23 protein-coding genes are annotated in these 26450 nt (G+C 45.2%); 19 read left to right on the top strand and 4 right to left on the bottom strand.

What is annotated here, in order from left to right; genetic code table 11:
• The first annotated feature begins 115 nt into the window (after nt 1-115).
• Nucleotides 116-1585, top strand: a complete 1470-nt coding sequence (locus tag WJ238_RS01440) for a polysaccharide deacetylase family protein (protein ID WP_337605947.1) — start codon at nt 116-118, stop codon at nt 1583-1585.
• A gap of 80 nt (nt 1586-1665) precedes the next feature.
• On the opposite strand, the gene prs is transcribed toward WJ238_RS01440, so the two are convergent.
• Complete coding sequence (gene prs / locus WJ238_RS01435; protein WP_337605946.1) at nt 1666-2856, bottom strand: ribose-phosphate pyrophosphokinase; 1191 nt, start codon at nt 2854-2856, stop codon at nt 1666-1668.
• Nucleotides 2857-2988: 132 nt separating this feature from the next.
• On the opposite strand from prs, the gene WJ238_RS01430 reads away from it, so the two are divergent.
• From WJ238_RS01430 to WJ238_RS01415, 4 genes are read left to right on the top strand one after another with little or no spacing between them, the layout of a single operon-like run.
• Nucleotides 2989-4302 carry a DUF512 domain-containing protein gene (locus WJ238_RS01430; RefSeq protein ID WP_230105899.1) on the top strand — a complete coding sequence of 438 codons (1314 nt, stop codon included), beginning with the start codon at nt 2989-2991 and terminating at the stop codon, nt 4300-4302.
• 10 nt (nt 4303-4312) lie between these two features.
• A complete protein-coding gene (gene der, locus WJ238_RS01425; RefSeq protein WP_230105900.1) occupies nt 4313-5641 on the top strand; it encodes a ribosome biogenesis GTPase Der in 1329 nt (442 codons plus the stop codon).
• 3 nt (nt 5642-5644) lie between these two features.
• On the top strand, nt 5645-6286 hold the full coding sequence (gene plsY / locus WJ238_RS01420; protein WP_316264818.1) for a glycerol-3-phosphate 1-O-acyltransferase PlsY: 642 nt from the start codon (nt 5645-5647) through the stop codon (nt 6284-6286).
• Nucleotides 6287-6332: 46 nt separating this feature from the next.
• Nucleotides 6333-7343 carry an NAD(P)H-dependent glycerol-3-phosphate dehydrogenase gene (locus tag WJ238_RS01415; protein ID WP_316264817.1) on the top strand — a complete coding sequence of 337 codons (1011 nt, stop codon included), beginning with the start codon at nt 6333-6335 and terminating at the stop codon, nt 7341-7343.
• Between the two features lie 162 nt (nt 7344-7505).
• Here WJ238_RS01415 and WJ238_RS01410 read toward each other — a convergent pair whose 3' ends face one another.
• Nucleotides 7506-8405, bottom strand: coding sequence for a LysR family transcriptional regulator (locus WJ238_RS01410; RefSeq protein WP_316264816.1), 900 nt, complete (start codon nt 8403-8405; stop codon nt 7506-7508).
• A gap of 188 nt (nt 8406-8593) precedes the next feature.
• Here WJ238_RS01410 and WJ238_RS01405 point away from each other — a divergent pair, with 188 nt between their 5' ends.
• From WJ238_RS01405 to WJ238_RS01360, 10 genes are all read left to right on the top strand, one after another.
• Nucleotides 8594-9433, top strand: coding sequence for a sugar phosphate isomerase/epimerase family protein (locus WJ238_RS01405; protein ID WP_230105904.1), 840 nt, complete (start codon nt 8594-8596; stop codon nt 9431-9433).
• Nucleotides 9434-9490: 57 nt separating this feature from the next.
• The gene (locus WJ238_RS01400; RefSeq protein ID WP_337605945.1) at nt 9491-11416 is read left to right on the top strand and encodes an oxidoreductase; all 1926 of its coding nucleotides are present in this window, start codon (nt 9491-9493) and stop codon (nt 11414-11416) included.
• A gap of 42 nt (nt 11417-11458) precedes the next feature.
• Complete coding sequence (gene aroE, locus WJ238_RS01395) at nt 11459-12334, top strand: shikimate dehydrogenase (protein WP_230105906.1); 876 nt, start codon at nt 11459-11461, stop codon at nt 12332-12334.
• A gap of 16 nt (nt 12335-12350) precedes the next feature.
• A complete protein-coding gene (locus WJ238_RS01390; protein ID WP_230105907.1) occupies nt 12351-13628 on the top strand; it encodes an MFS transporter in 1278 nt (425 codons plus the stop codon).
• A 166-nt stretch (nt 13629-13794) separates the two neighbouring features.
• Nucleotides 13795-14265 carry a TRAP transporter small permease gene (locus WJ238_RS01385; protein ID WP_337605944.1) on the top strand — a complete coding sequence of 157 codons (471 nt, stop codon included), beginning with the start codon at nt 13795-13797 and terminating at the stop codon, nt 14263-14265.
• Nucleotides 14266-15555, top strand: a complete 1290-nt coding sequence (locus WJ238_RS01380) for a TRAP transporter large permease (RefSeq protein ID WP_230105909.1) — start codon at nt 14266-14268, stop codon at nt 15553-15555.
• 13 nt (nt 15556-15568) lie between these two features.
• Entirely contained in the window at nt 15569-16597 is a 1029-nt protein-coding gene (locus WJ238_RS01375; protein WP_337605943.1) for a TRAP transporter substrate-binding protein, read from the top strand.
• Nucleotides 16598-16850: 253 nt separating this feature from the next.
• Nucleotides 16851-17528: a response regulator transcription factor gene (locus WJ238_RS01370; RefSeq protein ID WP_316264808.1), complete on the top strand. Its 678-nt coding sequence runs from the start codon at nt 16851-16853 to the stop codon at nt 17526-17528.
• Entirely contained in the window at nt 17525-18892 is a 1368-nt protein-coding gene (locus tag WJ238_RS01365) for a sensor histidine kinase (RefSeq protein ID WP_316270223.1), read from the top strand. The genes WJ238_RS01370 and WJ238_RS01365 overlap by 4 nt, the downstream gene beginning before the upstream one ends.
• 82 nt (nt 18893-18974) lie before the next feature.
• Nucleotides 18975-19607, top strand: coding sequence for a PepSY domain-containing protein (locus WJ238_RS01360; RefSeq protein WP_337605942.1), 633 nt, complete (start codon nt 18975-18977; stop codon nt 19605-19607).
• Nucleotides 19608-19680: 73 nt separating this feature from the next.
• On the opposite strand, the gene aroD is transcribed toward WJ238_RS01360, so the two are convergent.
• Together aroD and WJ238_RS01350 are read right to left on the bottom strand one after the other, a co-directional pair.
• A complete protein-coding gene (gene aroD, locus WJ238_RS01355; protein WP_230107609.1) occupies nt 19681-20448 on the bottom strand; it encodes a type I 3-dehydroquinate dehydratase in 768 nt (255 codons plus the stop codon).
• A gap of 19 nt (nt 20449-20467) precedes the next feature.
• The gene (locus tag WJ238_RS01350) at nt 20468-21355 is read right to left on the bottom strand and encodes a quinate/shikimate dehydrogenase (protein ID WP_316270227.1); all 888 of its coding nucleotides are present in this window, start codon (nt 21353-21355) and stop codon (nt 20468-20470) included.
• A gap of 192 nt (nt 21356-21547) precedes the next feature.
• Here WJ238_RS01350 and spoIVA point away from each other — a divergent pair, with 192 nt between their 5' ends.
• The 4 genes from spoIVA to WJ238_RS01330 all read left to right on the top strand — a co-directional run bounded on the left by spoIVA (nt 21548) and on the right by WJ238_RS01330 (nt 26100).
• Nucleotides 21548-23020, top strand: a complete 1473-nt coding sequence (gene spoIVA, locus WJ238_RS01345) for a stage IV sporulation protein A (RefSeq protein ID WP_256193539.1) — start codon at nt 21548-21550, stop codon at nt 23018-23020.
• 294 nt (nt 23021-23314) lie between these two features.
• Nucleotides 23315-24007, top strand: coding sequence for an ABC transporter ATP-binding protein (locus tag WJ238_RS01340; protein WP_230105916.1), 693 nt, complete (start codon nt 23315-23317; stop codon nt 24005-24007).
• Nucleotide 24008: 1 nt separating this feature from the next.
• Nucleotides 24009-25583 (top strand): putative ABC exporter domain-containing protein, encoded by a 1575-nt coding sequence (locus tag WJ238_RS01335; RefSeq protein ID WP_337605941.1) that lies wholly within the window; start codon nt 24009-24011, stop codon nt 25581-25583.
• A gap of 40 nt (nt 25584-25623) precedes the next feature.
• The gene (locus WJ238_RS01330; RefSeq protein ID WP_230105918.1) at nt 25624-26100 is read left to right on the top strand and encodes a methylglyoxal synthase; all 477 of its coding nucleotides are present in this window, start codon (nt 25624-25626) and stop codon (nt 26098-26100) included.
• Nucleotides 26101-26450: the final 350 nt, after the last annotated feature.

Genomic DNA, 26450 nt, shown 5'->3' with positions numbered 1-26450 from the left:
AAGTAGGGCAATGTTATTCTAAATAAGGTATCAGATATCAAAGTAATATAATTATAAGGCAGATATCTGAAAAATGATGACAGAAGCGGAAAAACTCCGGTGAAATGAGGTACATATGATAAAGCAAAGAGAATCCGCTCATTCTGTGCGGGACAGAAAACAGAGGTTAAAACGGGAGAAGACAGTTAAACGAGTAATTGGGGCATTTATTTTGCTTATCCTGCTTATCATTGCTTTTCAGACTACGGTAGCAGCTCTAAAGAGTAGAAATATATTGATCACAGTAGAAGCGAAGTCAGTTTCAATAAAGCAGGGCGAAGAAATGCCGGCGTTTCAGACAAAAGTGTCCAGTGAGGCGAAAGAAAAAAAGATGCATAAAAAGAAACTGGACAAAAAAAGTGGATATACAGTCTGGGATCTGATGCAGGATCTGAAGCAGGGGAAAGGCTATGAGATTGCCTGCAAAGCAGACGGGACAAAGGAAGGAAAATTTCCGATCCAGTTACAGCTTTCCAAAGAGATAGAGCAGCAGCTTGCCAAGAAGTGGAAAGGGAAGGTAACCATAAAGCTGACGGACGGAGATCTCACTGTTCTGAATAAAGTAGGCGAATGGGACAAAGAGAAGTTCCGGCGCTGGGATGGTACTTATGTGGAAAATGATTTTGTTACAGTAAAGGAAAGAACTTACTATTTTGGAGAAGATGGCCGGAAAGTCAGCGGATGGAAGCAGATCGGAGCAAGTTACTATTTCTTTGATGAAAAAGGTATCATGCAGAAAGATCAGTGGAAAAAGAAGGGTGAGAGCAAAGCGTATCTTCTTTCAGATGGAAAAGCAGCACTAGGGTGGATGGAACTGGATGAGAAGACCTACTATTTCAACCAGGAAGGTGAGATGGCAACAGGAAAGCAAAGGATCGGCTCATCTGTATGTGTCTTTGATGAAGAGGGGGCGCTGGAGTCTAAAAAAAGTAAGATTGACCCTGAGCAGCCCATGATGGCTCTTACATTTGATGATGGACCGGGAGATCGGACGGCAGAGTTGATTGCTGCTTTGGAAAAATATAATGCCCACGCCACGTTTTTTATGCAGGGAATCAATATTCCCGGCCATGAAGACGTCATTTCCAAAATGGTAGAGGCAGGCTGCGAGCTGGGCAATCATTCCTATAATCACCCGGAACTGCCTAAATTAAACGATGCAGATATGCGCGCACAGATCGGTGATACGAATAATCTGATCGAGAAGGCATGCGGGCAGACAGCGACAGTGATGCGTCCGCCTTATGGGGCGATCAATGATGCGCTGAAGAAAAATGTGGGAATGCCTATGATCCTGTGGAATATTGACACGCTGGACTGGAAAACGAAGGATGCGAATGCAGTGGTCAATAATGTGCTTCAGACTGCAGATGACGGTGACATTGTTCTCCTTCATGATATACATGGTTCCAGTGTAGATGCAGCGCTTACTTTGATCCCTAAACTAGTGGATGCAGGCTATCAGCTGGTAACTGTATCGGAAATGGCAGAGGCAAGAGGGATACATATGGAAAGCGGAGGCGTCTATACAGATTTTAATAAATAGAACATATTTTATATGATAAAAACAAGAAAGACTTCCAACGATTTACGGCAGATCATGGAAGTCTTTCTTATTTCATATCGTTATTTTATTCCAGCGGCAAGAGCAGCCCGATGCTTTTCAAGAAGAACATGGATTTTCTGTGTAGGATCCAGAACAGAGCCAATGGAAATATCATGATTCAGGGATTCAATGATAAGAGCAATAAATTTGCTCATATCGGCTGTTACAAAATATGGCTTGTCCAGAGCCGCAGGCGGCAGATACGTCAGGTTTGTAGTGATCACGCGGTCGATATAGCCTTTTTCATAGTATTCATCAAAGGCAGACAGTCCATTTGTGAAAAGACCAAAGGTAGTGCAGACAAATACTCGTCCGGCTCCGCGGTCTTTCAGCTGTTTTGCCACATCCAGCATACTTTCTCCGGAAGAGATCATATCATCCACAATGATCAGATTTTTGTCTTTTACATCAGATCCGAGAAATTCATGGGCTACGATTGGATTCTTTCCATTTACAATAGTAGAGTAATCACGGCGTTTGTAGAACATTCCCATATCTACTCCAAGGACATTGGAGAAGTAGACTGCCCGGTGCATTGCTCCTTCATCGGGGCTTACGATCATCAGATGTTCTTTGTCTACCTGCAGATCCGGTTCGGCACGAAGCAGTGCCTTCATGAACTGATATGGAGGATTGAAGTTGTCAAATCCCAGAAGAGGGATCGCATTTTGCACCCGCGGATCGTGGGCGTCAAAGGTGAGGATATTGGAAACGCCCATATCTACCAGTTCTTCCAGGGCAAGTGCGCAGTCCAGGGACTCACGTTTTGTACGTTTATGCTGCCGGCTCTCATAGAGGAAAGGCATCATGACATTGATGCGGTGTGCTTTTCCATTGGCCGCAGAGATAATACGCTTCAAATCCTGGTAATGATCGTCCGGGGACATGTGGTTGAGATGTCCATTTACACTGTAGGTCAGGCTGTAATTGCAGACATCGACCATAATGAAGAGATCTTTTCCGCGGACAGATTCCTTGAGAAGCCCCTTTGCCTCTCCGCTTCCGAAGCGGGGGCAATGACATTCTATAAGATAGTTGTCCGTCTGATAGTTGGAAAACAAAGGAGAATTTAAGTCTTCCTTCAGTGTTTCCCGACGAAACTGTACGATGTAATCATTTACTTTTTGCCCCATTTCTCTGCAGCTTTCCAGAGCGGCAATCTTTAAAGGGGCGACAGGCAGAGCCTGTTCCAAGAGTTCTAAATTTGGCATAAGTGCCTCCTGTGTATTATATTTTTTCTTTTCTTTATTATTTATATCATTTTTCCTATAAAAAGGTCAACTAAATCGGGAAGAATATGTTATACTTATTTCGCTGATAATTTAATAATAGGAGTTTATTCTATGAGCCATAAGCATGAAATAAAAGACGTAAAGCCGGGCAGTATTGCAGAAGAGCTTGGTGTCGAACCGGGAGATTTTCTACTGTCTATCAATAGTCAGGAAATTGAAGACGTATTTGATTACCATTTTTTTGTTAACGATGAGGAGCTGACGCTTCTGATCGAAAAAAGAAATGGCGAAGAGTGGGAACTTGAAATAGAAAAAGAATATGAAGAGGATTTGGGGATTGATTTTGGAAAAGGTCTGATGGATGAGTATCGTTCCTGTCGAAACAAGTGCATTTTCTGTTTTATTGATCAAATGCCGGAAGGCATGAGAGATACTCTCTATTTCAAGGATGACGACTCGCGCCTTTCTTTCCTGCAGGGAAATTATATTACGCTTACCAATATGAGCGATCATGACATTGACCGGATCATCCGGTACCATTTGGAACCGATTAATATTTCCTTTCATACGACAAATCCGGTTCTTCGCTGCGAAATGCTGCACAACCGTTTCGCGGGAGAGGCCCTTGAGAAGGTAAAGCGTCTGTATGAAGGTCAGATCTGTATGAACGGACAGATTGTTCTGTGTAAGGGCGTCAACGACGGAGAAGAGCTGGAGAGAAGTATCCGTGATCTGTCAGAGTATCTTCCCTATCTTCAGAGCGTGTCAGTTGTTCCGGTGGGACTTACAAAATTCCGGGACGGGCTGTATCCATTGGAGCCTTTTGGCAAAGAGGACGCCATCAAGGTACTGGAAGTGATACACCGCTGGCAGAAAAAGTTATATGAGAAGTGGGGGATCCACTTTATCCATGCAGGAGATGAATGGTATCTGCTGGCAGGGCAGGAACTTCCGGAAGAGGAAAGATACGACGGATACCTGCAGCTGGAAAATGGAGTGGGCATGTTAAGGCTTCTTGAAAATGAATTTCAGGAGGCGTTTGCGGAGCTTCCGGGCGATGAGAAGCCAAGAGAAGTGTCTATTGCCACCGGAAAGCTTGCATTTCCTTTTATCAGAGCTATGGCGGATCGGATCGAAGGGAAGTATTCCGGGACAAAGATCCATGTCTATGAGATCAGAAACGACTTTTTCGGGGAGAAGATTACCGTGGCCGGCCTGATCACAGGGACAGATCTTGCAGCACAGCTTAAGGGAAAAGAGCTGGGAAATGTTCTTCTTCTTCCATGCAGTATGTTTCGGAGCGGAGAAGAGGTATTTTTGGATGACATGACTTTGGAGGATTTGAAAGAAGCTTTACAATCTGACATAGATATTGTAAAATCAAGCGGGCAGAATTTTATTGAGGCCGTTTTGAAAGAAAGATAGGAGGAAGACCATGAGTAAACCGGTGGTGGCCATTGTAGGAAGGCCAAACGTTGGAAAATCCACCCTTTTTAATGTACTTGCAGGAGAGATGATCTCCATTGTAAAAGATACGCCAGGTGTAACGCGGGATCGTATTTATGCAGAAGTGTCCTGGCTTGACAGAGAATTTACACTGATCGATACCGGTGGAATTGAACCGGAGAGTAAAGATATTATCCTTTCGCAGATGAGGGAGCAGGCGCAGATTGCCATTGATACGGCAGACGTTATCATTTTCCTGACCGATGTACGACAGGGGCTGATCGACGCGGATGCAAAGGTTGCAGACATGCTCCGGCGTTCCGGGAAGCCAGTTGTGTTAGTGGTAAATAAAGTAGATAATTTTGATAAATTTGCAGTAGATGTCTATGAATTTTATAATCTTGGAATCGGAGATCCCATGCCTATATCCGCTTCCTCCAAGCTGGGACTTGGAGATATGCTGGATGCGGTGATCGCTCATTTTCCGGAACATTCTGCAGAGGAAGAGGAGGACGAGCGTCCGAGAGTAGCCATTGTAGGGAAGCCCAATGTAGGGAAATCCTCGATCATCAACCGCCTGCTGGGCGAGCAGAGAGTGATCGTGTCTGATATAGCGGGAACTACCAGGGATGCCATTGATACAGAGGTGGTTCACGACGGCAAAGAATATGTGTTTATTGATACTGCAGGGCTCCGGAGAAAGAACAAGATTAAAGAAGAACTGGAGCGTTACAGTATCATCCGTACGGTAACTGCTGTGGAGAGAGCAGATGTGGTTCTTGTTGTCATTGACGCTGCAGAGGGTGTGACGGAGCAGGATGCCAAAATCGCGGGAATTGCTCACGAAAGAGGAAAAGGGATCATCATTGTGGTCAACAAGTGGGATGCCATTGAAAAGAACGACAAGACGATGAGAGAATATGAAAGCCGTGTGCGTCAGATTCTTTCCTTTATGCCCTATGCGGAGATTATGTATGTATCTGCACTGACCGGGCAGAGGCTGCCGAAACTGTTTGAAAAGATTGATATGGTCATTCAGAACCAGACACTCCGCGTGGCTACAGGAGTGCTCAATGAGATCATGATGGAGGCAGTTGCTATGCAGCAGCCGCCGTCAGACAAGGGAAAACGGCTGAAGCTTTACTATATTACCCAGGTATCGGTGAAGCCGCCGACTTTCGTAATTTTTGTGAATGATAAAGAGCTGATGCATTTTTCATATACACGATATTTGGAAAATAAAATACGGGAGGCCTTTGGGTTTAAAGGAACTTCTTTAAGATTTTTCATTCGTCAGCGAAAGGAAAAGGAGCAGTAGGAAATGGAACGAATCATTTGTTTGTTGATCGGATATGTGTTTGGATTGTTCCAGACCGGATATTTGTACGGAAAAACAAAACATATTGATATCCGCACAAAAGGAAGCGGGAATGCCGGGACCACCAATGCATTAAGGACAATGGGAAAAAAGGCGGGGCTTATTACCCTGCTGGGCGACTGCCTTAAGTGCGTATTTGCGGTGCTGGTGGTACGGCTGATCTACGGCGGAAGCCACGGTGATATTCTCCCTGTGCTGTCCATGTACGCAGGGATCGGAGCAGTGCTTGGGCATAACTATCCTTTTTATATGAAGTTTAAGGGAGGAAAGGGAATTGCCGTTACTGCAGGGATCATTATTACCAGCTGGAATATCTGGATCATGCTGATCTGTCTTGCGGTGTTTGTGGGCATGGTCGCAGGGACAAAATATGTATCTGTAGGGTCTCTGGCAGTGGTGATCATATATTTCCTCTGTGTTGTTGTATATGGACAGATGGGGGGATTCGGTGTGCAAGGCAGTTATCTGTATGAGATCTACATTCTTGCCGCACTGGTTGTGATTTCAGCATTTTTTAAACACAGATCCAACATACAAAGGCTCAGAGAAGGTACTGAGAATAAATTAAGCTTCGGTGGAAGGTAAATTTCCGCAGGATAATTTGCGGATATGCATAGAGAGGAGGAATAATATGGCAAAAGTAGGGATTATGGGAGCGGGAAGCTGGGGAACAGCTCTCTCACTTCTCCTTCACAAAAACGGGCATGATGTGACTGTGTGGTCCATCAATGCAGACGAGGTGGAAATGCTTTCAAAAGAGCGGGAGCACAAAAGCAAGCTTCCGGGCGTAAGGCTTCCGGAGGATATGAAGTTTACCACAAATGTAGAAGAAACTGTAGTCGGAAAAGATTTTGTGGTTCTGGCAGTTCCCTCTCCATTTACGAGAAGCACTGCAAGAACAATGGCTCCTTATGTGGCAGATGGGCAGATACTCGTTAATGTGGCAAAGGGAATTGAAGAGGCCACCCTTATGACACTGTCCGACCAGATTGAGGAGGAGATCCCGCAGGCGGATGTGGCAGTGCTGTCCGGTCCAAGTCATGCAGAGGAAGTGGGAAGACAGCTTCCTACAAGTGTTGTGGTTGGCGCCAAGACAAAGGCTACCGCGGAATACCTGCAGAAGATGTTTATGAATGAGGTCTTCCGTGTGTATACAAGCCCGGATATCCTGGGAATTGAGCTTGGAGGATCCCTGAAAAATGTCATTGCGCTGGCGGCAGGCATGGCTGACGGCCTTGGTTATGGAGATAATACAAAGGCAGCTCTTATTACAAGAGGAATCCATGAAATTGCAAAGCTGGGCGTGAAGATGGGCGGCACAAAAGAAAGTTTTATGGGACTGACCGGAATCGGTGATCTTATTGTAACATGCGCCAGTGTTCACAGCCGTAATCGTAAAGCCGGTTATCTGATCGGACAGGGCAAGACTATGCAGGAAGCAATGGACGAGGTGAAAATGGTGGTAGAAGGAGTGTATTCTACCAAAGCAGCTGTAGCTCTCGGCAAAAAATACGAAGTGGACATGCCCATTATTGAGCAGGTCAATGCGATCCTCTTTGAAGGGAAAAATGCAAAAGAGGCAGTATATGACCTGATGATGCGGAAAGGAAAAGCAGAGCATACTGCAAAATCCTGGGATTGATGTTGACATCACGAATGCAAAAAGTTTAACGAAGAAAGAAAAAAGTGTACAGAAACATGCATAAAAAGTAAGAAAAATCAGCGTATCACGTAGCGATACGCTGATTTTTCTATGGAATGTTAATTTGACACGTAACACTTTTAAACTTTGTTACGTCCCCTGTTAAGTTTTTAGCAATATTTTGGCCTTTTGTCGTACATACCTTTTAAACTCATTGATGACCGGCGCCTGATACACATCCTTCAGTGTGCACATATAGAAAATACGCTCCCAGGTAGGGCGGGCAATCCGGATGATCTGTACAGGCATATAAGCCAGAATAGGCATGTGCGGCACAACTGCAATACCAAATCCGGCGGCAACCAGTCCGGCCACGGCCTGATCTTCTTCCACTTCATATGCCATCTGCGGCATTCCGCCGCATTCAAGGAAAAGTTTATCAATGGTAGGCCTTATGCCGCTTCTTTTTGAAAACCCAACATGAGGATAAGGCAGTGTGTCTGCAAGATCAATTTCATTTCTGGTACTTAGAGGATGCTGGTTCGGCACGATCAGTACCAGATCCTGCTTTGCCACCGGGATAAACTCGATGGAAGGTTCATTTCCCATTTTGGAACAAAAGGCAATATCATATTTCCGGGTCTTCAGACCTTCGATCATGTCCGGGGTAAGCCCGGTGGAATTGTGAAAACGGAAATCAATATTCCGACCGGGATGCTGATCCAGATATCCGCGTACGAGCCGGGGAACGAGGTCTGTGCTTAATACCCTCAGCACCGCCACATCGATCTGACCTTCCCCGCTGCCGGTCAGCTGCAGTTTGTTGACGCTGGAGTCCAAAAGCGCCAGGGACTGCTCCACATCTTCCAGAAAAGCACGCCCGCATTTGGTAAGAACGACATTTCTGCCTTCCTTTTCAAAGAGACGGACCCCCAGTTCCTTTTCCAGAGAAGAGATGGCATGGCTTAGGCTTGGCTGTGTAATGGAGAGGAGTTCAGCAGCTTTTGTATAATGCTCCAGATGGGCCAGTGTTACAAAATAGCGTAAATGGTATAGATTCATTGGCGACCCTCCTTTGTTGATTTTTTATTTTAGCATAAACTATAAACAAATTCTATGAATTTGCATTATATTACGAATTTGTTTTTTATTTAACAATAGCATATAATTAAACCATAGCAAATATCACAAGATTGAACAGAAAAAAAGAAGGAAAATGTTCAATTTTAACAATGGAAGGAGAAGAAACTATGTCAAAGAAAAATCCAATCACAGTCAGCTCATGGACCCTGGGAGATCAGTGCAAATTTGAGGATCGTGTTATTGCAGCAAAAGAGGCAGGATATGAGGGGATCGGCCTGCGTGCAGAGACATATGTGGATGCACTGAACGAAGGACTTTATGATGAGGATATTCTGGCAATCCTTGACAAACACGGAATGAAAGTGACAGAAGTAGAATACATCGTACAGTGGGCAGAGGACAACCGTTCCTATGAGCAGAAATATAAAGAGCAGATGTGCTTCCATATGTGCGATCTGTTTGGAGTAAACCATATTAACTGTGGTCTGATGGAGAACTATTCTGTAGAGCATACCGCACAGAAACTGAAAGAACTTTGCCACAGAGCAGGAAAAAGAATTATCGGTGTAGAGCCGATGCCGTACAGCGGTATCCCGAATCTGGAAAAGGCATGGGCAGTTGTAAAAGCTTCCGGAGCCGAAAATGCCTACATTATTCTGGATACATGGCATTGGGTAAGAGCAGACCAGCCGTACGATATTCTGACAAAAGAGCAGGCTGAAAGGGTAATCTCCATCCAGATCAATGATGCATACGAAAGACCATACGCTGCTTCGATTTTAAGGGATGAATCCATGCATGACCGTCTTGCTCCGGGAACAGGTGCTAAGGACACAGCAGGATTTGTAAAAATGATCAAAGAGGCAGGAATTGATCCGAAGGTGATCGGAGTGGAAGTTATTTCCGATGAAATCCTTGGAAGAGGCCTGAAAGAAGCTGCTGCCTATACATACGATAATACTGAAAAAGTATTGAAAGAGGCATGGCCGGAAATGGTGGAAGACTAAGAAGCCCTGTAAAACTTTAAATTGAGAAAAACAAATAGAAAAAGTGAGGAAATAAAGATGAGATTTAAGACAATGTTTTCCCCGATTCAGATCGGACCTATGACAGTAAAAAACCGTTTTGTTGTCCCTCCTATGGGAAATAACTTTGCAAATCCGGATGGAACATGGAGCGATCAGTCTGTTGCCTACTATGCGGAGCGGGCAAAAGGACAGTTCGGATTGATCACAATTGAGGCAACTGTTGTCCATCACGGCGCAAAGGGAGGACCGAAAAAGCCCTGTCTTTACGATGACAGCAGCATTGAGAGTCTGAAAAAGATTACCGATGCCTGTCATGCAGAGGGAGCTAAGGTTTCCATTCAGCTGCAGAATGCAGGGCCTGAGGGAAATGCAAAGAACGCAGGAGCTCCAATTGAAGCAGCTTCCGCCATTCCTTCTGTATATGGGAAAGACACGCCGGTAGAAGTACCGACAGAAAAGGTCTATGAACTGGTAAAAGGTTATGGAGATGCAGCGGAGCGTGCCATGAAAGCAGGAGCAGACGCTGTAGAGATTCATATGGCTCATGGTTACCTGGTAAATTCCTTTATTTCCCCGCGGACAAATAAACGTGTAGATGAGTTTGGCGGAAACTTTGAGAACAGAATGCGTTTTCCGCGCCTCATTGTGGAAGAGGTCAAAAGAAGAGTGGGAGGAAAGGTTGCGATCCTTGCCCGTATTAACAGTTCCGATGAGGTGGAAGGCGGAGATGATGTACATGACAGCGCTGCTATTGCCGCTTATCTGGAAGACTGCGGCGTAGAAGGCCTCCACGTATCCCGTGCTGTACATATCAAAGATGAATATATGTGGGCGCCAACTGCCGTACATGCCGGATTTTCCGCAGATCTTGTTACGGAGATCAAACGGGCAGTTTCTATTCCGGTCATTACAGTAGGACGTTATACAGAGCCTTATTATGCAGAGCTTCTTCTTCGGGAAGGACGCGCTGACCTTGTGGCATTTGGCCGTCAGTCCCTTGCAGATCCTCATATGCCGGAAAAAGCAATGAATGACAATCTGGAAGATCTGGTTCCGTGCATCGCCTGTCTGCAGGGCTGTGTTGCAAATATGTATAAAGGCGAGCCGATCTGCTGTCTGGTGAATCCATTCCTGGGACATGAGGCGCAGGGATATCCGAAAGCAGAAAAATCCAAAAAAGTTATGGTGATCGGAGGCGGTGTCGCCGGTATGTGTGCAGCTTTTGTCGCAGCAGAAAGAGGGCATGATGTTTCTCTTTATGAAAGAACAGATAAACTGGGCGGAAATATGCGGCTTGCAGCTTATCCGCCGGGAAAAGGCGATATTACAAATATGATCCGCAGTTATATCGTAAGATGCGAAAAAGCAGGCGTGAAAATTCATATGAATACAACGGTTGACCTTGAGATGGTAAAAGCAGAAAAACCGGATGCAGTGATCGTATCTACCGGATCAAGAACACTGATCCTCCCTATCGAGGGCATTGAAAATCCTGCTATTATTCACGGTTCTGATCTTCTGGACGGTAAGAGGGCGGCCGGCAAAAAAGTCCTTGTTGTAGGCGGCGGTATGGTAGGATGTGAGACAGCAGCCTTTTTGGGAGAGCAGCAGCATGATGTGACCGTTATCGAATACCGCGATACAGTAGGTGCGGACGTGATCCATGAACACAGAGTATTTCTGATGGAAGACTTTAAGAATTACGGAATCAAAGAAATTACAGGTGCGAAAGTATGCAAATTCTTTGACGACGGTGTAGAGTATGAGTCTCCGGACGGAAGCAGACATGAAGTGAGAGGATTTGATTCTGTCGTCCTTTCCATGGGATTTAAGAATTACAATCCGTTTGCAGAACAGTTAGAAGAACTTGGTCAGGAAGTATATGTAGTCGGAGACGCAACAAGAGCAAGAAGAGCATTGGATGCTACAAAAGAAGCCTATGCGGCGGCAATGCAGATTTAAGAAAAGTCTGTATCAAATAGAACAAGTCGGGAGGAAGGAAAAATGGAAAAAAGAATTTCAGGACATACAGGTTTAATGGCGTTATTCGGGAGCCCGGTAGGACATTCGGGATCACCGGCAATGTATAATTTCAGTTTTCAGCACGATGGCCTGGACTATGCATATCTGGCGTTTGATGTAAATGTGGAACAGATGCCGAAAGTATTTGAGACAATAAGGCTTTTGAAAATGAGGGGCGGAAACTTTACGATGCCCTGCAAAAATATCGCTGCCAAGCTGGTGGACAAACTGTCCCCGGCTGCAGAGATCATCGGAGCCTGCAACACCTTTGTCAATGATGACGGCGTTATCACCGGACATATTACAGACGGCGTGGGATTTGTAAAGAATCTGGAAGTCAATGGAGTGGACGTAAAAGGTAAAAAGACAATTGTACTGGGAGCGGGCGGAGCCGCAACAGCGATCCAGGTGCAGCTTGCTTTGGACGGTGCAAAAGAAGTACATATTTTTAATGTGAAAGATGAGTTTTTTGAAAGAGCAGAAGGAACAAAAGCAAAACTGGCAGAGAAATGTCCGGAATGTGTTGTGACAGTAGAGGACCTGGAAGATCAGGAAAAACTGAAAGAAACAGTTGCAAACTGCGATATCGTAATCAATGCCACAACAATGGGTATGAAGCCTCATGACGATGTGACACTGATCGACAAGTCCTGGTACCGCAAGGATCTTGTAGTAGCTGATACGGTTTATAATCCGGAAAAAACAAAAATGATCCTTGAAGCAGAGGAGGCAGGCTGTAAGGCCATCGGCGGAAAGGGAATGCTGCTTCAGCAGGGAGCTGTCAATTATGAATTGTTCGTAGGAAAGAAGATGCCGCTGGAAGAGTATCAGAAATTCCAGGCAGAACAGGCAAAATAGGAAGAGGAGAAAGGTCATGAAAGCGAAAAAGTATATTTTATCACTGGCAATGGTGTACATGGCATACTTCACTCATGGTATTCAGGCAATCATATTGTCACAGAACCAGGTGAACTTTTATACCCAGTGGGGATACACAGACGCTGTAGAAGGCGCGGCAGCCGTGTCTTTGGCAATTACGGCAACAGGCTTTGGAAAAATGCTGACCGTGTGGCTTGGAGGAGAATTTTCCGACCGGATCGGGCGGAAGAAAATGGCAATCGCAGGTGGAATCCTCTATATCATCTGTTTTGCAGGACTTTTGTTCACTTCTAACTTCATGGTGGCATGTGTGAGCGCTTTCCTGGCAGGTGTGGCAACTTCAGGATTCTGGGATGCATCCCTCTATCCGGCAGCGCAGGAATCCGTTCAGCAAAGATATGCCGGATCTGCTCTTATCGGAATTAAATTTTTCGTATCTTTGTCCGGTATCATTTACCCGCTTCTGGCAGTTCAGTTTTCTGCAGCAGGAAACTGGCAGATCAATATCTGGATTCCGCTTGTCATGTCGATCATTGCAGTAGTGCTTGCAGTGATTGCGCCGTTTGCCTATGACGATCAGATGAAAGAAACAGTTAAGACGGCAGATGGAAAGACAGAAAATGCAGCGCAGGCGGAAATTGAAGCAGCAAAGGCAAAAATGCTTGTGAAGCCAAACGGACTTGTAAACTTTATTACCATGTTCTATGGTTTCCTGTGTATGTTTATTATGTATGGCGCACAGCAGTATACAAAGGCATTTGGTATGAGCAACTGCGGTCTGACAGAAGCACAGGCAGCAGGCATGACATCCATATATACAGCTGGTTCTGTCATTGCTGTTATATTCTGGGCGGTCATGATGGGTAAGCTTCAGTGGAATCCTCTTAAGGTTGTACTGATCGACTCTGTATTCACAGCAGTTGCACTTGGCATTGTGCTCCTTGTAAGCAATGTGGCGGTAATCTATGTGGCAATTGCCCTTCTGGGATTCTTCGCAGCAGGCGGCGCCCTTCAGACAGGGCTGGGAGTCCGCCAGGAAATGTGCCCGGGACCAAAAGGAAGGAATACAGGTATCTACTATACATGGATGGGACTTGCAAGCTGCTTCCTTCCATATATCGTGTCCGCAATGACAAAATCCATCGGGGAGGCGTCAGCCGTATATACAATGATGGGACTGCTTCTTGCGGCAGCAGTGATCGCAATTCTTATGATGGCTTATCTGGCTGTACAGTATAAGAAGATTTTCGGTAAGAGTGCCCTTAGCAAATAAAGCGTTGGACGAAAAAAGAAGGGTGTGAATACTGTAAATGTGTGCAGTATCCACATCCTTTTTTTAGAAAAAAGTATAGATAAAATATATGAATTAGAAAAGAAAAAGGAATAAAACGGAGAGGGAGGTAGCCCAAATGAAACTTTAAAAAAGATCGGAAGAGCACATGGAAGAAGCCCTGCTTCTCATTATGCTGGGGATTATGGTCGTTGTTATGGGGATACAGATTACTGCAAGATATGTATTTGCATCGTCCCTTTCCTGGTCAGAGGAAATAACAAGATTTCTGTTTATATGCTCCGGATTTTTAAGTGCCAGCTACTGTATTAAGAAGAGTCTGTCAGTGAAGATCGATCAGTTAGTGAATATGCTGCCGGGAAGAGGCGTACATATTTTCCGCCTGATCAGTTACAGCATACAGCTTGTATTTTTCTCTTATCTGATCCCCTTTGCATGGAAATATGTCATGTCGGGAATAGAGAGCGGACAGTTAAGTCCCGCCTGTGGAATCCCCATGTATGTCATCCAGTCGTTTACAGTGATCAGTTTTGTACTGTGTGTCATCCGCCTGATACAGAAATGGCTGTATCGGCTCCAGATCATTCTGGGGGAAAGAGAAGAAAAGGAGGAGGATTAAATGTCATCTGCAGTGGTATTGATTTTGTTTTTTGTGTGTCTGCTGATCGCGATTCCCATTTCGGTTTCACTGGGGATTGTGTCCGTACTGCCAGGGGCATTTGACCCGTCATTTACGGCAAGCGCCACTTATGTGATCCGCTCTATGTTCGGAGGACTGGACAGTTTTCCGCTTCTTGCGGTTCCTATGTTTATCCTGTCCGGTATCATCATGGCAAGAGGCGGTATTTCCAAGCGGCTTTTTGATCTTTTTGCCTACTTTATCGGCAAAAAGACAGCAGGCCTGCCTTGCGCAGTCGTTGTAACCTGCCTGTTTTACGGGGCAATTTCCGGTTCCGGGATTGCTACAGTTGCAGCAGTAGGGAGTATGACCATTCCTTTGCTGGTAAATTTAGGATATGATAAAAGATTTTGCACAGCCCTGGTTGCTGTAGCAGGAAGCCTGGGTGTCATCATTCCTCCCAGCATTCCCTTTATTATGTATGGAATGGCATCCGGTGTGTCGGTCAGTGATATTTTTATTGCCGGGATCATTCCGGGCATACTTATCGGGATTATGCTGATGGTGTATGCTGTTTATTACTGTAAAAAGAACGGGGAAGATAAAGAAAGGATCAACGGGGAAATCGATCATCTGCGGTCACAGGGACTTTGGAAAGTGTTTAAAAGCAGCTTCTTTGCAGTACTTTCTCCGGTGATCATACTGGGCTGTATTTATTCCGGGGTTGCATCTCCCACAGAGGCAGCGGTGATTTCTGTATTTTATTCTCTGATTGTCAGCCTGTTTCTGTATAAATCCCTTTCTTTCCGAGATTTGTACGCAGTGTTTGCTGAGGGAGTGAGGACATATGCGCCGATTCTTTTTATTCTTGCAGCCTCCATTGCTTTTTCCAGGGTTCTTACTTTAATGCAGGTGCCTCAGACGATCAGTGGCTGGATACTGGAGAATTTTTCTAATAAAATACTGATCCTTATTGTCGTAAATCTTTTCCTCCTTCTGGTGGGAATGATCATGGATACTACACCGGCTATTCTGATCCTGACGCCGATCCTTCTGCCTATCATGACAGGAGTGGGAGTGGATCCGATCCACTTTGGAGTAATGATGGTGGTAAATCTTGCCATTGGATTTGTAACGCCGCCTATTGGGGTGAATCTGTTTGTGGCAAGCTCGCTGACAGATATACCGGTGGTTCAGATTGCAAAACGGGCGCTTCCCATGATCGGATATTTCCTGATCGCCCTTTTGCTGATCACATTTATTCCGCAGTTAAGTCTTGCGTTGTTATAGGAGGAGAAGAAAGATGAAGAAAATATGGAGCGGAGCAATTGTGGGAGTTCTCCTGGCGGCAAGCGCCGGGACAGCGGCATTCGGCATGGCTTCCACAGACAAGCAGGCTGCAGACGGAAAAGAACAGCGCTATGCGTGGCCTCTTGCCACCTGCAGTACGGAAGATACCATTACCCATGTGTTTGCTGAATCATTTGCTGAAGAAGTGGAACGTTTAAGTGACGGACAGATGGAAATCCAGGTATATCCGCAAAGTACCCTTGGAGGAGACCGGGAACTGATGGAGAGCTGTAAGGACGGCGATATTCCTTTTGTAGTGCAGTCTCCGGCGCCACAGGTCAGCTTTATGCCGGAACTGTGCGTCTTCGACACTCCCTGTGCATTTGAGGATATAGAGGAGGCGAGGGATACCATTGATGATCCCCGTTTTCAGGAAATTGTTCAGGAAATTTATGAGAATGCAGGATATCAGCTCCTCGGTATGGCGGATCAATGCTTCCGGGTGATGACCAGCAGTGAACCATTTGAAGGGATGGAAAGTTTTAAAGGGCAGAAGATCCGTACCATGGAAAATACTTATCATCTCCAGTTCTGGAAAGCAATGGGAGCCAATCCGACTCCGATGACTTTCAGTGAAGTGTATATCGGGCTTCAGCAGGGGACGATCGACGCACAGGAGAATGCCTATGAGCTGATTGTAAGCGCAAAACTTTATGAGCAGCAGAAATATCTGATCCAGACGAATGCAGTCCCGGATTATATTACTTTGATCTCCAGCGACGAATTTTTCCAGACATTAGAGGAGGAACAGCAGGAGATCATCCGCCAGGCGGCCCAAAATGCCCAGGAAGAGGCCAGAGAATCTGCCGATACAAGACAGGGAGAAAGGCAGAAGCAGCTGGAGAAAGAAGGAATGGAAATCATATCTGTCGATGAGACGACATGGCAGGAAATGAGACAGGCCTGCCAGCCGGTATATGAAAACATCCGGAAACAGGCGGGAGAGGAACTATTCGATCTCTATATGGGAACGGATGAATAGAACGGCCGGACAAAAGTACCGATAAAAAGGATCCGCTTGACGGATCCTTTTTCCTGCGGTAATTTATAGAAAACAGAGTTAGTATTCACAGCCGTTTCAGACCTGTGAAGCAGTCACCCCACCTATATAAGCAGTCTTAGCCCCGTAAGGGGCGGAACTGAAGCGCGTAAGCGCGACGAGTGCGCATACAGGCGGGGTGGCTGTGAATAGTAATAAAACAGGCACAAACAGGAAAGAAGAATGGAGGAATAGAATGCGCATACTCATTGCGGAAGACGAAAAAAATCTGAACCAGATGTTGAAAAGGAGACTTCAGGAAGAGTATTACAGTGTGGATTCCTGTTTTGACGGGCAGGAGGCTTTGGACTACTTGAGCGGAGCAGAATATGATGCGGTTGTACTGGATATAATGATGCCGGTGCTGGACGGTCTTTCTGTTCTGAAAAAAATCCGTGCAAAAGATAAGACACTTCCGGTTCTTCTGCTGACGGCAAAGGACAGTATTGAGGACAGAGTAGCCGGACTGGATGCCGGTGCCAATGATTATCTTGTGAAACCCTTTGCTGTGGAAGAGCTGCTGGCAAGGATCCGGGTTATGCTCAGGAAGCCTTCGGCGCAGGCAGAAGGAAACTGCCTGATGGTCGGAGATCTGGTTTTGTGTACGGATACTCATAAAGTGACAAGAGGAGGAAGAGAGATTACGCTTTCGGCCAGGGAATATACCCTTTTAAGATATATGATGCAGAATCAGGGAATTGTACTGTCAAGGGACAAGCTGGAACAGCATATCTGGAATTATGATTTTACAGGCGGTTCCAATGTCATTGATGTCTATATCCGCTATCTGCGGCGTAAGATTGATGAGGGCAGTGAGAAAAAACTGATCCATACAGTACGCGGAGCAGGATATGTGTTGAGGGATGATGTATGAAAAGGTGGTCGGCAAAAACAAAACTTACTCTGCTCTATGCAGCTTTTATGGTCCTTTTGACCTGTGCGGCTCTGGCAATCCTGTTTTCTTTGAGTAACCAGGAAATCCTTTCTTCCGTTCAGTCAAAACTTAGGGAGCAGGTAGAGGAAAGTCTGGAGGATATCGAAGGAAGTGAGGGAAATCTTAAAATAGATTCGGATTTTTATACGCTGGAAGAAGGGGTTTATCTGTCTGTCTATGACGGACAGGACGGAGAATTTCTCTATGGAATGATTCCGGCAGGATTTGACGCACAGGCAGATTTTATGCCGGATGGGCTGCAGACGATCAAAGGAAGAAATGAAAGCTGGTATGTGTTTGACCTTTCTTTCCGGGCGGACGGATATGGAGAAGTTTACGTCAGGGGAATTACTTCCGTTACACGGGCGGAAAATTCGATGCGGGTCACTCTGCGCTTTGCCCTGATCCTGCTTCCTCTGCTGGCAGCCATTACGATCATTATCTGCTATCGCTTTATCCGCCGGGCGTTTCTTCCGGTAAAAAAGATGACAGAGACAGTGCAGAAGATCCAAAGGGAACGAAGTCTTTCCATGCGGGTAGGTCTTCCGGAAGGAAAAGATGAGATCTATTATCTTGCAGCAACTTTTGACAATATGCTGGAAGATTTGGAGGAATCCTTTCACAGAGAAAGACAGTTTACCTCTGATGTATCCCATGAACTTCGCACTCCGGTGACTGTAATACTGATGCAGTGTGAGGAAATCCTGCAGGATCCGGCTCTTTCTGAAGAGCAAAGGAGACAGACAGAGGTGATAAAGAAAAAGGCGGAAGAAATATCATCCATGATCTCACAGCTTTTGCTCCTTTCCAGGGCGGATCAGGGCAGACAGGTGATACAAAAGGAACTTCTGGACATCAGTGAGTTAACAGAGATGATAGTAGAAGAACAAACCATCCTGGCCAGGGAAAAAGAAATTATGATTACGGAAACAATAGAGGAAGGGATATACGCAGCCGTGGATGAGAGCCTGTATATACGACTTCTCGTGAATTTAATTTCCAATTCCATTTCCTATGGTAAAAGAGGCGGTCATACGGAAGTTTCCCTGCAGCAAAAGGAAGGAGCAGCTGTTCTTCAGGTAAAGGATGATGGAATCGGGATTTCAAAAGAGGATCTTCCCCACATATGGGACCGATTTTTCCGTGCAGACAGTGCAAGAAGCGACGGCAGTCATTCCGGCCTGGGTCTTTCCATGGTAAAATGGATCGCGAAAGAACATGGAGGAGATATAGAGGCAGAAAGTGTTTTGGGAGAAGGAAGCCGGTTTATCTGCAGGATTCCACTGCCTTCAAAAGAAAATTAAAAAAACTTTTCTTTTTTAATCTTACTTTAATTTTTTGTGGGTATAGTAAATACAACAAAGAAAAAGAAGGGAGATTACAGAAATGAAACGAAATAGAGTAAAAATACTTGGAGCAGCAGTGATGATGACGGCAGTTTTAGTGACAGGATGCGGAGTTTCGGGAGCCGGTACTGTACAGAACAATACATCGGGAAGCAGTACCGATATTGGGCAGGAGGAAGCAAAAAAGATCGCATTAGAGGATGCAGGTGTACAGGAGTCTGATACAACAAGAATGAAAATAAGTCAGGATCAGGATGATGGAAGCCTGCAGTATGACGTACAGTTCACTGTGGCGGAAAAAGAATATGATTATGAAATTAATGGAACAGACGGAACAATCCTGAGTGCAGATGTAGAGACAACCGGAGGAAATGCGGTACAGAGCCAGGCAGGAAGCAATGGAGACACAGCGCAGAACCAGACAAACAGTGGAAATACCGCAAATGCATCCGGAACTTCCGGAGCCAATGTTGCAGTGAGTGAAGCAGATGCAAAGGCAGCGGCCCTTGAGAGAGTCAGCGGAGCTACCGAGGCAGATATCCGCATGGAGCTGGAACTGGATGACGGATATTACGTATATGAAGGAGATATCATCTACCAGCAAAAGGAATATGAATTTGAGATTGATGCACAGACCGGAAAGTTCCTGAAATGGTCTGAAGAAAGATATTAGGAAATAATGTTAAGAAAAACCCACCGGGAGAATCGGCTGAATGAAAAGCCGTTTCTGCCGGTGGGTTTTTGACTTAACAGCCCAGGGCGCTGTGTACTGTCTTAAGCACATCGTAGAGTTCACCCGCTGCAATCTGTCCGGGGGCAGAAGCCATGGAGCCGGATCCGAAAGTGAGGCAGGATCCGAAAGCCTCGCAGGAGAGACGGCTGATGCTTCCTGTTCCGGCCATGGACATGGTAATGATCGGCCGATTGGCATAATCAGACGCCATTTCTTCTGTGGCTGCAAGAAGAGTGATCACATCCCGTTTGTTTTGAGGCATGACGGCAAGTTTTGGGATATCAGCTCCCATATCCTGCATCCGGCGCAGACGGTAAATCATGTCGTCCTTGGCCGGAGTCTTTTCAAAATCATGGTTGGAGGCCACAACTTTTGCGCCGTTTTCATGGATGAAACGGATGAGATCGGCAACAATCTCATCACCCGTGAAAAACTCTACATCAATGAGATCTGCAAGTCCTGATCTGGCGGCGGACTTGTTTAAAGATACGTAGGAGTCAGTGTCCATTGGATGGACACCGCCTTCTTTTTGGGTGCGGAAAGTGAAAAGAAGAGGCGTATCCTGAAGAATTTCATGAATTTTAGACAGCACATCCAGTACCCGCTCTGTATGTTCCACTTCTTCAAACCAGTCTGCCCGCCATTCCATAAGATCCATAGGCATGGACTTATACTGTCTGGTAAGGGAGAGAATCTCTTCTTCCGTTTTTCCTACATTGGGGATGCAGATGGCGGGAATCCCAGCCCCAAGTTCCAGATTTCTGATTTTTACTGTATGCATCATTTTACCTCCCTGAATATCAGTCTTCATAGACATAGGAAATGCCAAGTTTTTCTTTCATGTATTCACTGTCCACGCGCTGTCCCAACATCAGCTCAATAGCGGCAATTGCCTGAAAGAGCATCATACCCTGGCCGTTCATGGTCTTACATCCCGCTTTTCTTGCCATTTTCAGCATGGCAGTCTCATGGGGGGAGTAAATGACGTCTGTCACGATCAGTTCCTTCGGGAAAAAGGAAGCGTCGGGAATGTAGGTCTGTCCCTCAAGCGGTTTCATACCGACTCCGGTGGCGTTGGTGAACAGATAGCTGGAAGCCATCTCTTTTTTCAGGCAGTCCAGGTCTTCCAGAGGATAAAATGTGGCTTTACAGTTTGTGTTTTTGTTGATTTTATCCACTGTTTCCAGTGCATTATCCCGGAAACTGTCATCTCTTGCAAAAATAGACATTTCCCTGACTCCGTCCAAAGCAGACTGAATCTGTACGGCAGTTGCCGCGCCGCCGGACCCGACAATGGTTACTTTCTTTCCGGCAGGATCAATGCTGTTGTCTTTCAGAGACTGGACATATCCGATCCCGTCTGTATTGTGGCCGATGAGGTATCCGTCTCTATTGACGATAGTGTTGACGGCGCCACAGAGCATGGCAGCCGGAGAAATCTCGTCCAGATACTTGTGTACGATGGTTTTGTTTGGCATGGAGATGTTGGAACCTCTCATCTTCAGAGCACGAAGCCCTTTGATGGCGTCTTCCAGATCATCGGCATTTACTTCAAATGCCAGATTTACAATATCTACGCCTAATTTTTCATAGGCAGCGTTATGAGTGGCCGGAGACTGGGAATGTCGGATGGGGTATGCCATAAGACCGATCAACTCAGTATGTCCCGTAATCTGATGTCTTTCCATGATTATTCGCTCCTCTTTCTTTGTATTTATCTGTTTACATTTTAACAAAACAGGCATTTGCAATCCAATACAAAATAAACACAGAAACAATAGATACAGGCTATTAAAAGATGAAAAACCAGAGAAAGCAGCTTCTAAACAGGGAAAGGAGTGCATATATTCTAACAGCATATGTGGAAGGGGCCAGAGAACATGGACAATTATCAGTTATACAAGGATATACAGGTAAGGACAAACGGAGAAATATACATAGGAGTAGTAGGACCGGTGAGGACTGGAAAATCAACATTTATTAAAAGATTCATGGATGTTCTTGTTCTGCCTCATATGACGGAGGAACATGCAAAGGCAAGAACAAGGGATGAATTGCCGCAGTCAGCCTCAGGAAGGACCATTATGACTACAGAACCCAAGTTTGTACCAAAAGAGGCAGCCCAGATCAGCCTGACAGAAGATGTGTCAGTGAAAATACGGCTGATCGACTGTGTGGGATATATGACGGAAGGGGCAGTGGGGCATGAGGAAGGAAAGGAAGAGAGAAAAGTAAAAACCCCCTGGTTTGATTATGAAATTCCTTTTACAAAGGCTGCAGGCATCGGGACTCAGAAAGTGATCCATGATCACTCTACTATAGGGATCGTAGTAACAACAGACGGAAGTATCGGAGAGATTGAAAGAAAGAACTATCTGGAGCCGGAAGAGCGCACGATCCGGGAACTGCAGAGTATTGGAAAGCCTTTCGTTGTGCTGGTGAACAGCAAAAGACCGATGAGCGAAGAAGCAAAAGAAACGGCAGAATATATCAGGCAGCAGTACAAAGTGCAGGCGATTCCGGTGAATTGTGAACAGCTGAAAGAAGAAGATATCCATAAGATCATGAAGGCGGTGCTCTTTGAGTTTCCCATTGCCGAAGTTCAGTTTTTTATTCCCAAATGGGTGGAGATGCTTCCAAGAGAACATGATATCAAACAGGAGCTTCTTGTACATATACGGGAAGTAATGGAACAGCTGGGCGAGATCCGCGATGCGGCGGCAGGGATAGAAAAGCCGGACAGTCCATACATAGAAGAGATGAGAGTAGATAAAATCGAGATGGATACCGGATGCGTAAAAATACAGATCAAAGTAGGAGAGGAATATTATTATCAGGTTTTAAGCGATCTGACCGGAGCACAGATCAAAGGGGAATATGAGCTGATATCGGAACTCCATCGTCTGTCAGAGATGAAGAAAGAATACGAAGGAGTACAGGGGGCATTTGCCAGTGTGCGGATGAAAGGATACGGAGTTGTAAAACCGGTAAGGGAGGAAATTACTCTTGACGAGCCGGTAGTAATACGTCAGGGGAATAAGTATGGCGTGAAGATCCATTCCCACGCTCCGTCTATTCATCTGATCAGAGCAAATATTGAGACGGAGATTGCCCCGATCGTGGGAAGTGAACAACAGGCAGAGGATTTGATCCGCTATATAAAGAACGCGAAGGATTCTGACGGAGGAATCTGGGGGACTAACATTTTTGGAAAATCCATTGAAGAACTGGTGATGGATGGCATGCAGAGCAAGATTTCCATGATCAATGATGAAAGCCAGGTAAAACTGCAGGATACCATGCAAAAAATTGTCAATGACAGCAACGGAGGAATGGTCTGCATTATTATATAGGCTGTTACTATTCACAGTTACCCACATGCGCACTCGTCGCGCTTACGCGCTTCAGTCCCGCCCCCTTGCGGGGCTAAGACTGCTTATGTGGGTGGGGTGACCGCTTCGCAGTTCTGTTTCAGACTTGGCAGCAAGTGCTTTTGTGCAAGTACAACGCGCATGCTGCCAAGTCTGAAACGGCTGTGAATAGTAATCAAAGTACAAAAGAAAAGACTTGACACAGAAAAGGCATATGAATATAATTGTATTAAAATAATAATACAATAAAAACACAGACAGATGAAGGAGAAGACGATGTTAGAGGTGTGGGAATTAACAAAATATTATGGGAAAAACCTGGCGGTAGATCGGGTAAGCTTTCAGGTGCCGGATGGACAGATCGGCATTTTGCTGGGACCAAACGGCGCCGGAAAGTCAACGATCATCAAAAGTATAGCAGGCCTTTTAAGATACACAGGACAGATCAGGATCAATGGCATTTTGTCCAAAGAACTTGAAGCAAAAAGAATTTTTGGATATGTTCCGGAAATTCCGGCTATGTTTGATGCACTGACGGTAAGAGAACATATTGAGTATATGAAAATGGCTTATTCTTCTGATATTACAGAAGAGGAGGTCAATGCACTGCTCGAAAGATTTGAACTTCAGGACAAGCAGGATAAGATGGGAAGTGAACTGTCCAAGGGGATGATGCAGAAAGTAAGCATCTGCTGCGCCCTGGCGGTTAAACCGAGGGTTATTCTTTTTGATGAGCCCATGGTGGGGCTGGATCCCCAGGCGATCAAAGAACTCAAGGAAGTAATTCTGGAGTTGAAAAGGCAGCAGGTGACTGTGCTGATCAGCACTCATATGCTGGAGATGGTAGAGGAACTCTGGGATATTATGTACGTAATGAAAAAAGGAAAGATCATCGGTTCTTACCGCAAGGAAGAAGTGGGCAATAAAGATCTGGATGATCTGTTCTTTGAGATGACAGGTGGTGAATAGGATGAAGGCGTTGTGGTATCTGACAAAGAGAAGTTTTATTAACCGTATGAAACGGGCGCTGAAAAAGCCGGTATCCTATCTGTACTTTGTATTGATCATTGCGTATGCGATCCTTATTATTTTCAGTTTCGGGAGTCTGGCCGAAACCGGAGGCATCAAAGACAAAAGAGGAATTGTCTATCTGATGACCGTGTGGATCTATTTTATTTTTTGCTCTAACTTTCTTTCCTACGCTAAAATGAAAGGAATTATTTTCAGGCCAAGCCATGCGCATTTGGTATTTACAGCACCTATCAGTTCAAAAATTGTCCTGCTGCATGGCGCTATACTGAATTATACGGTAACATTTGTGGCAGATTTGCTGTTTTCAGTGGCAGCTTTCTGGGTATTTGATGTACCTCTGACCAATGCGGTCCTTCTGTTTTTCTTTACCTTTATTACAGAGACTGCATTTGAAGCAGGGCTGATTGTCTTTCTTTATTCCGGTGAAGAGAGATTTCAGAGACTGATTTTTGCAGTCCGTATTGGTATCTTTCTGATATTAGGGGCAGTGGCTGCAACTGCAGGCTGGTATCTGATAAAGGAAGGATTCAGTTTTGCCAGCGCGCTTCATTTTCTGGAGTCTCCCATACTGCAGATGATTCCTGTGGCCGGCTGGAATACGGCTGCTGTACGCCTCATTGTATTAGGAGGAAATATGTGGACTATAGCAGGAACGATCCTTTATATTCTGCTGTGCGCCGTTATGATTGTGGCGGCATACCGGATCAAATGCAGTGGAGAATACTATGAGGATGCAGCGAAATTCGCTGATGATTACAAGAAACTGAAAGAGAAAAGCAAAAAGGGAGAAAGTTCATTTTCTTTAGGGAAGAAGAAATACCGGGCAGCCAGAGCAACATACAGAGGGACAGGCGCAAAAGCAATTTTTTATCGGCAGCTGTCTGAGTACAAAAAGGAAAGATTCTTCATATTCGGTGGTTTTACACTGACTGCAGTGATCGGAGCGATAGTCTGCATTGTATTTATAGATCCTGCAGCAGAATTTCCGCCTCAGCTTCCCCCGGGAACTGTTTTGATGGGAGTGATCGCTTATATGACATTTGTCAGTACAGGATTTCTCGGAAAATGGGGAAAGGAACTGGAACTTCCGTATATTTATTTAATCCCGGCTCCGGCAGTCAAAAAACTCTGGTATGCTACGCTGATGGATCATATCAGATCACTGATCGATGTGACGATTTTTGTTGTTCCGGTAGGGATCGCCTGGAAGATTCCCGTCTATCAGATGGCGATGATCATTGCAACTTATGTGGTTTTGCAGGCAAATCGCCTGTATATCAAAGTTCTGGGAGAGAGTATCTTCGGAAATACGCTGGGGGAAACGGCAAAGCAGTTTTTCCGCATGGGTGTCCAGGGAGGTATTATCGGAATCGGAGTTGTTCTTGCTGTAGTGGCAGGAATTTTAAATTTCAATTTGCTCTTCCTAATTGTTCCGGTTTATAGTATGATAATAACAGTTCTGATCGCTGCTTTAAGTCTTCCCAGATTTGAGTCTATGGAACAGTGGGAGTAAGAAGCGGCATAGGAAAAAAATCAGCTAAGAAGGTGAAAAAATGTTGTCAGAAGATTATGTTACACTGGAAATTGAAAAGGCAAAGCATATTGCCCTTGTCGCCCATGACGGCAAAAAGCAGGAGCTGGTAGAATGGTGCGACAGGAACAAGGATATTTTGAAGAGTCATTTTCTGTGCGGGACAGGTACAACAGCCCGTCTGATCGCAGAGCGCACCGGGCTTCCTGTGAAAGGATACTGCAGCGGTCCTTTGGGAGGAGATCAGCAGATTGGTGCCAAGATCGTGGAAGGACAGATTGATTTTATGATCTTTTTGTGGGATCCGCTGGAAGCACAGCCTCATGATCCGGATGTAAAAGCATTGCTGCGGATTGCAGTTGTCTATGATATTCCGATTGCAAATAACCTTGCCACTGCAGACTTTATGCTTCATTCTAAATATATGAATGAACCATACAGCAGAAAGATCGAGAATTTCAACAAGACGATTCAGGATCGGGTAGAGAAAATGAAATAGAAAGGCTGCGCGGATACATAATATAGAATGAGACAAGGAGCTGAAACAGAGGATTGGTAGATTTTCTGTTTTGGTTCCTTTTTTGATTTAATAGGAAAATTCTTCTTGACACAGTATGATAAAGTATGTTATTTTTTTAGTAAATAATTTAACGCGTTAAAGCGTTACGGTTTAAAGCTAAAAAGAAAGAAGAGGGAAAAGAAATGGCAGTAAAATTAATTATTTTGATCCTGTTTTTTGCGGTTATGATAGCAGTTGGGATTTATGCAAGAAGACATACCAGCAGTGTAGACGGAATTGTACTGGGCGGCCGCTCTGTCGGCCCGTGGCTTACCTCTTTTGCCTATGGG

The sequence above is a fragment of the Claveliimonas sp. genome (genome assembly GCF_037273965.1).
GTDB classification, from domain to species: Bacteria; Bacillota; Clostridia; order Lachnospirales; family Lachnospiraceae; genus Claveliimonas; species Claveliimonas bilis.
The sequence above is the reverse complement of the archived record's forward strand: the minus strand, read 5'-3'. Positions and strand labels throughout refer to the sequence as shown.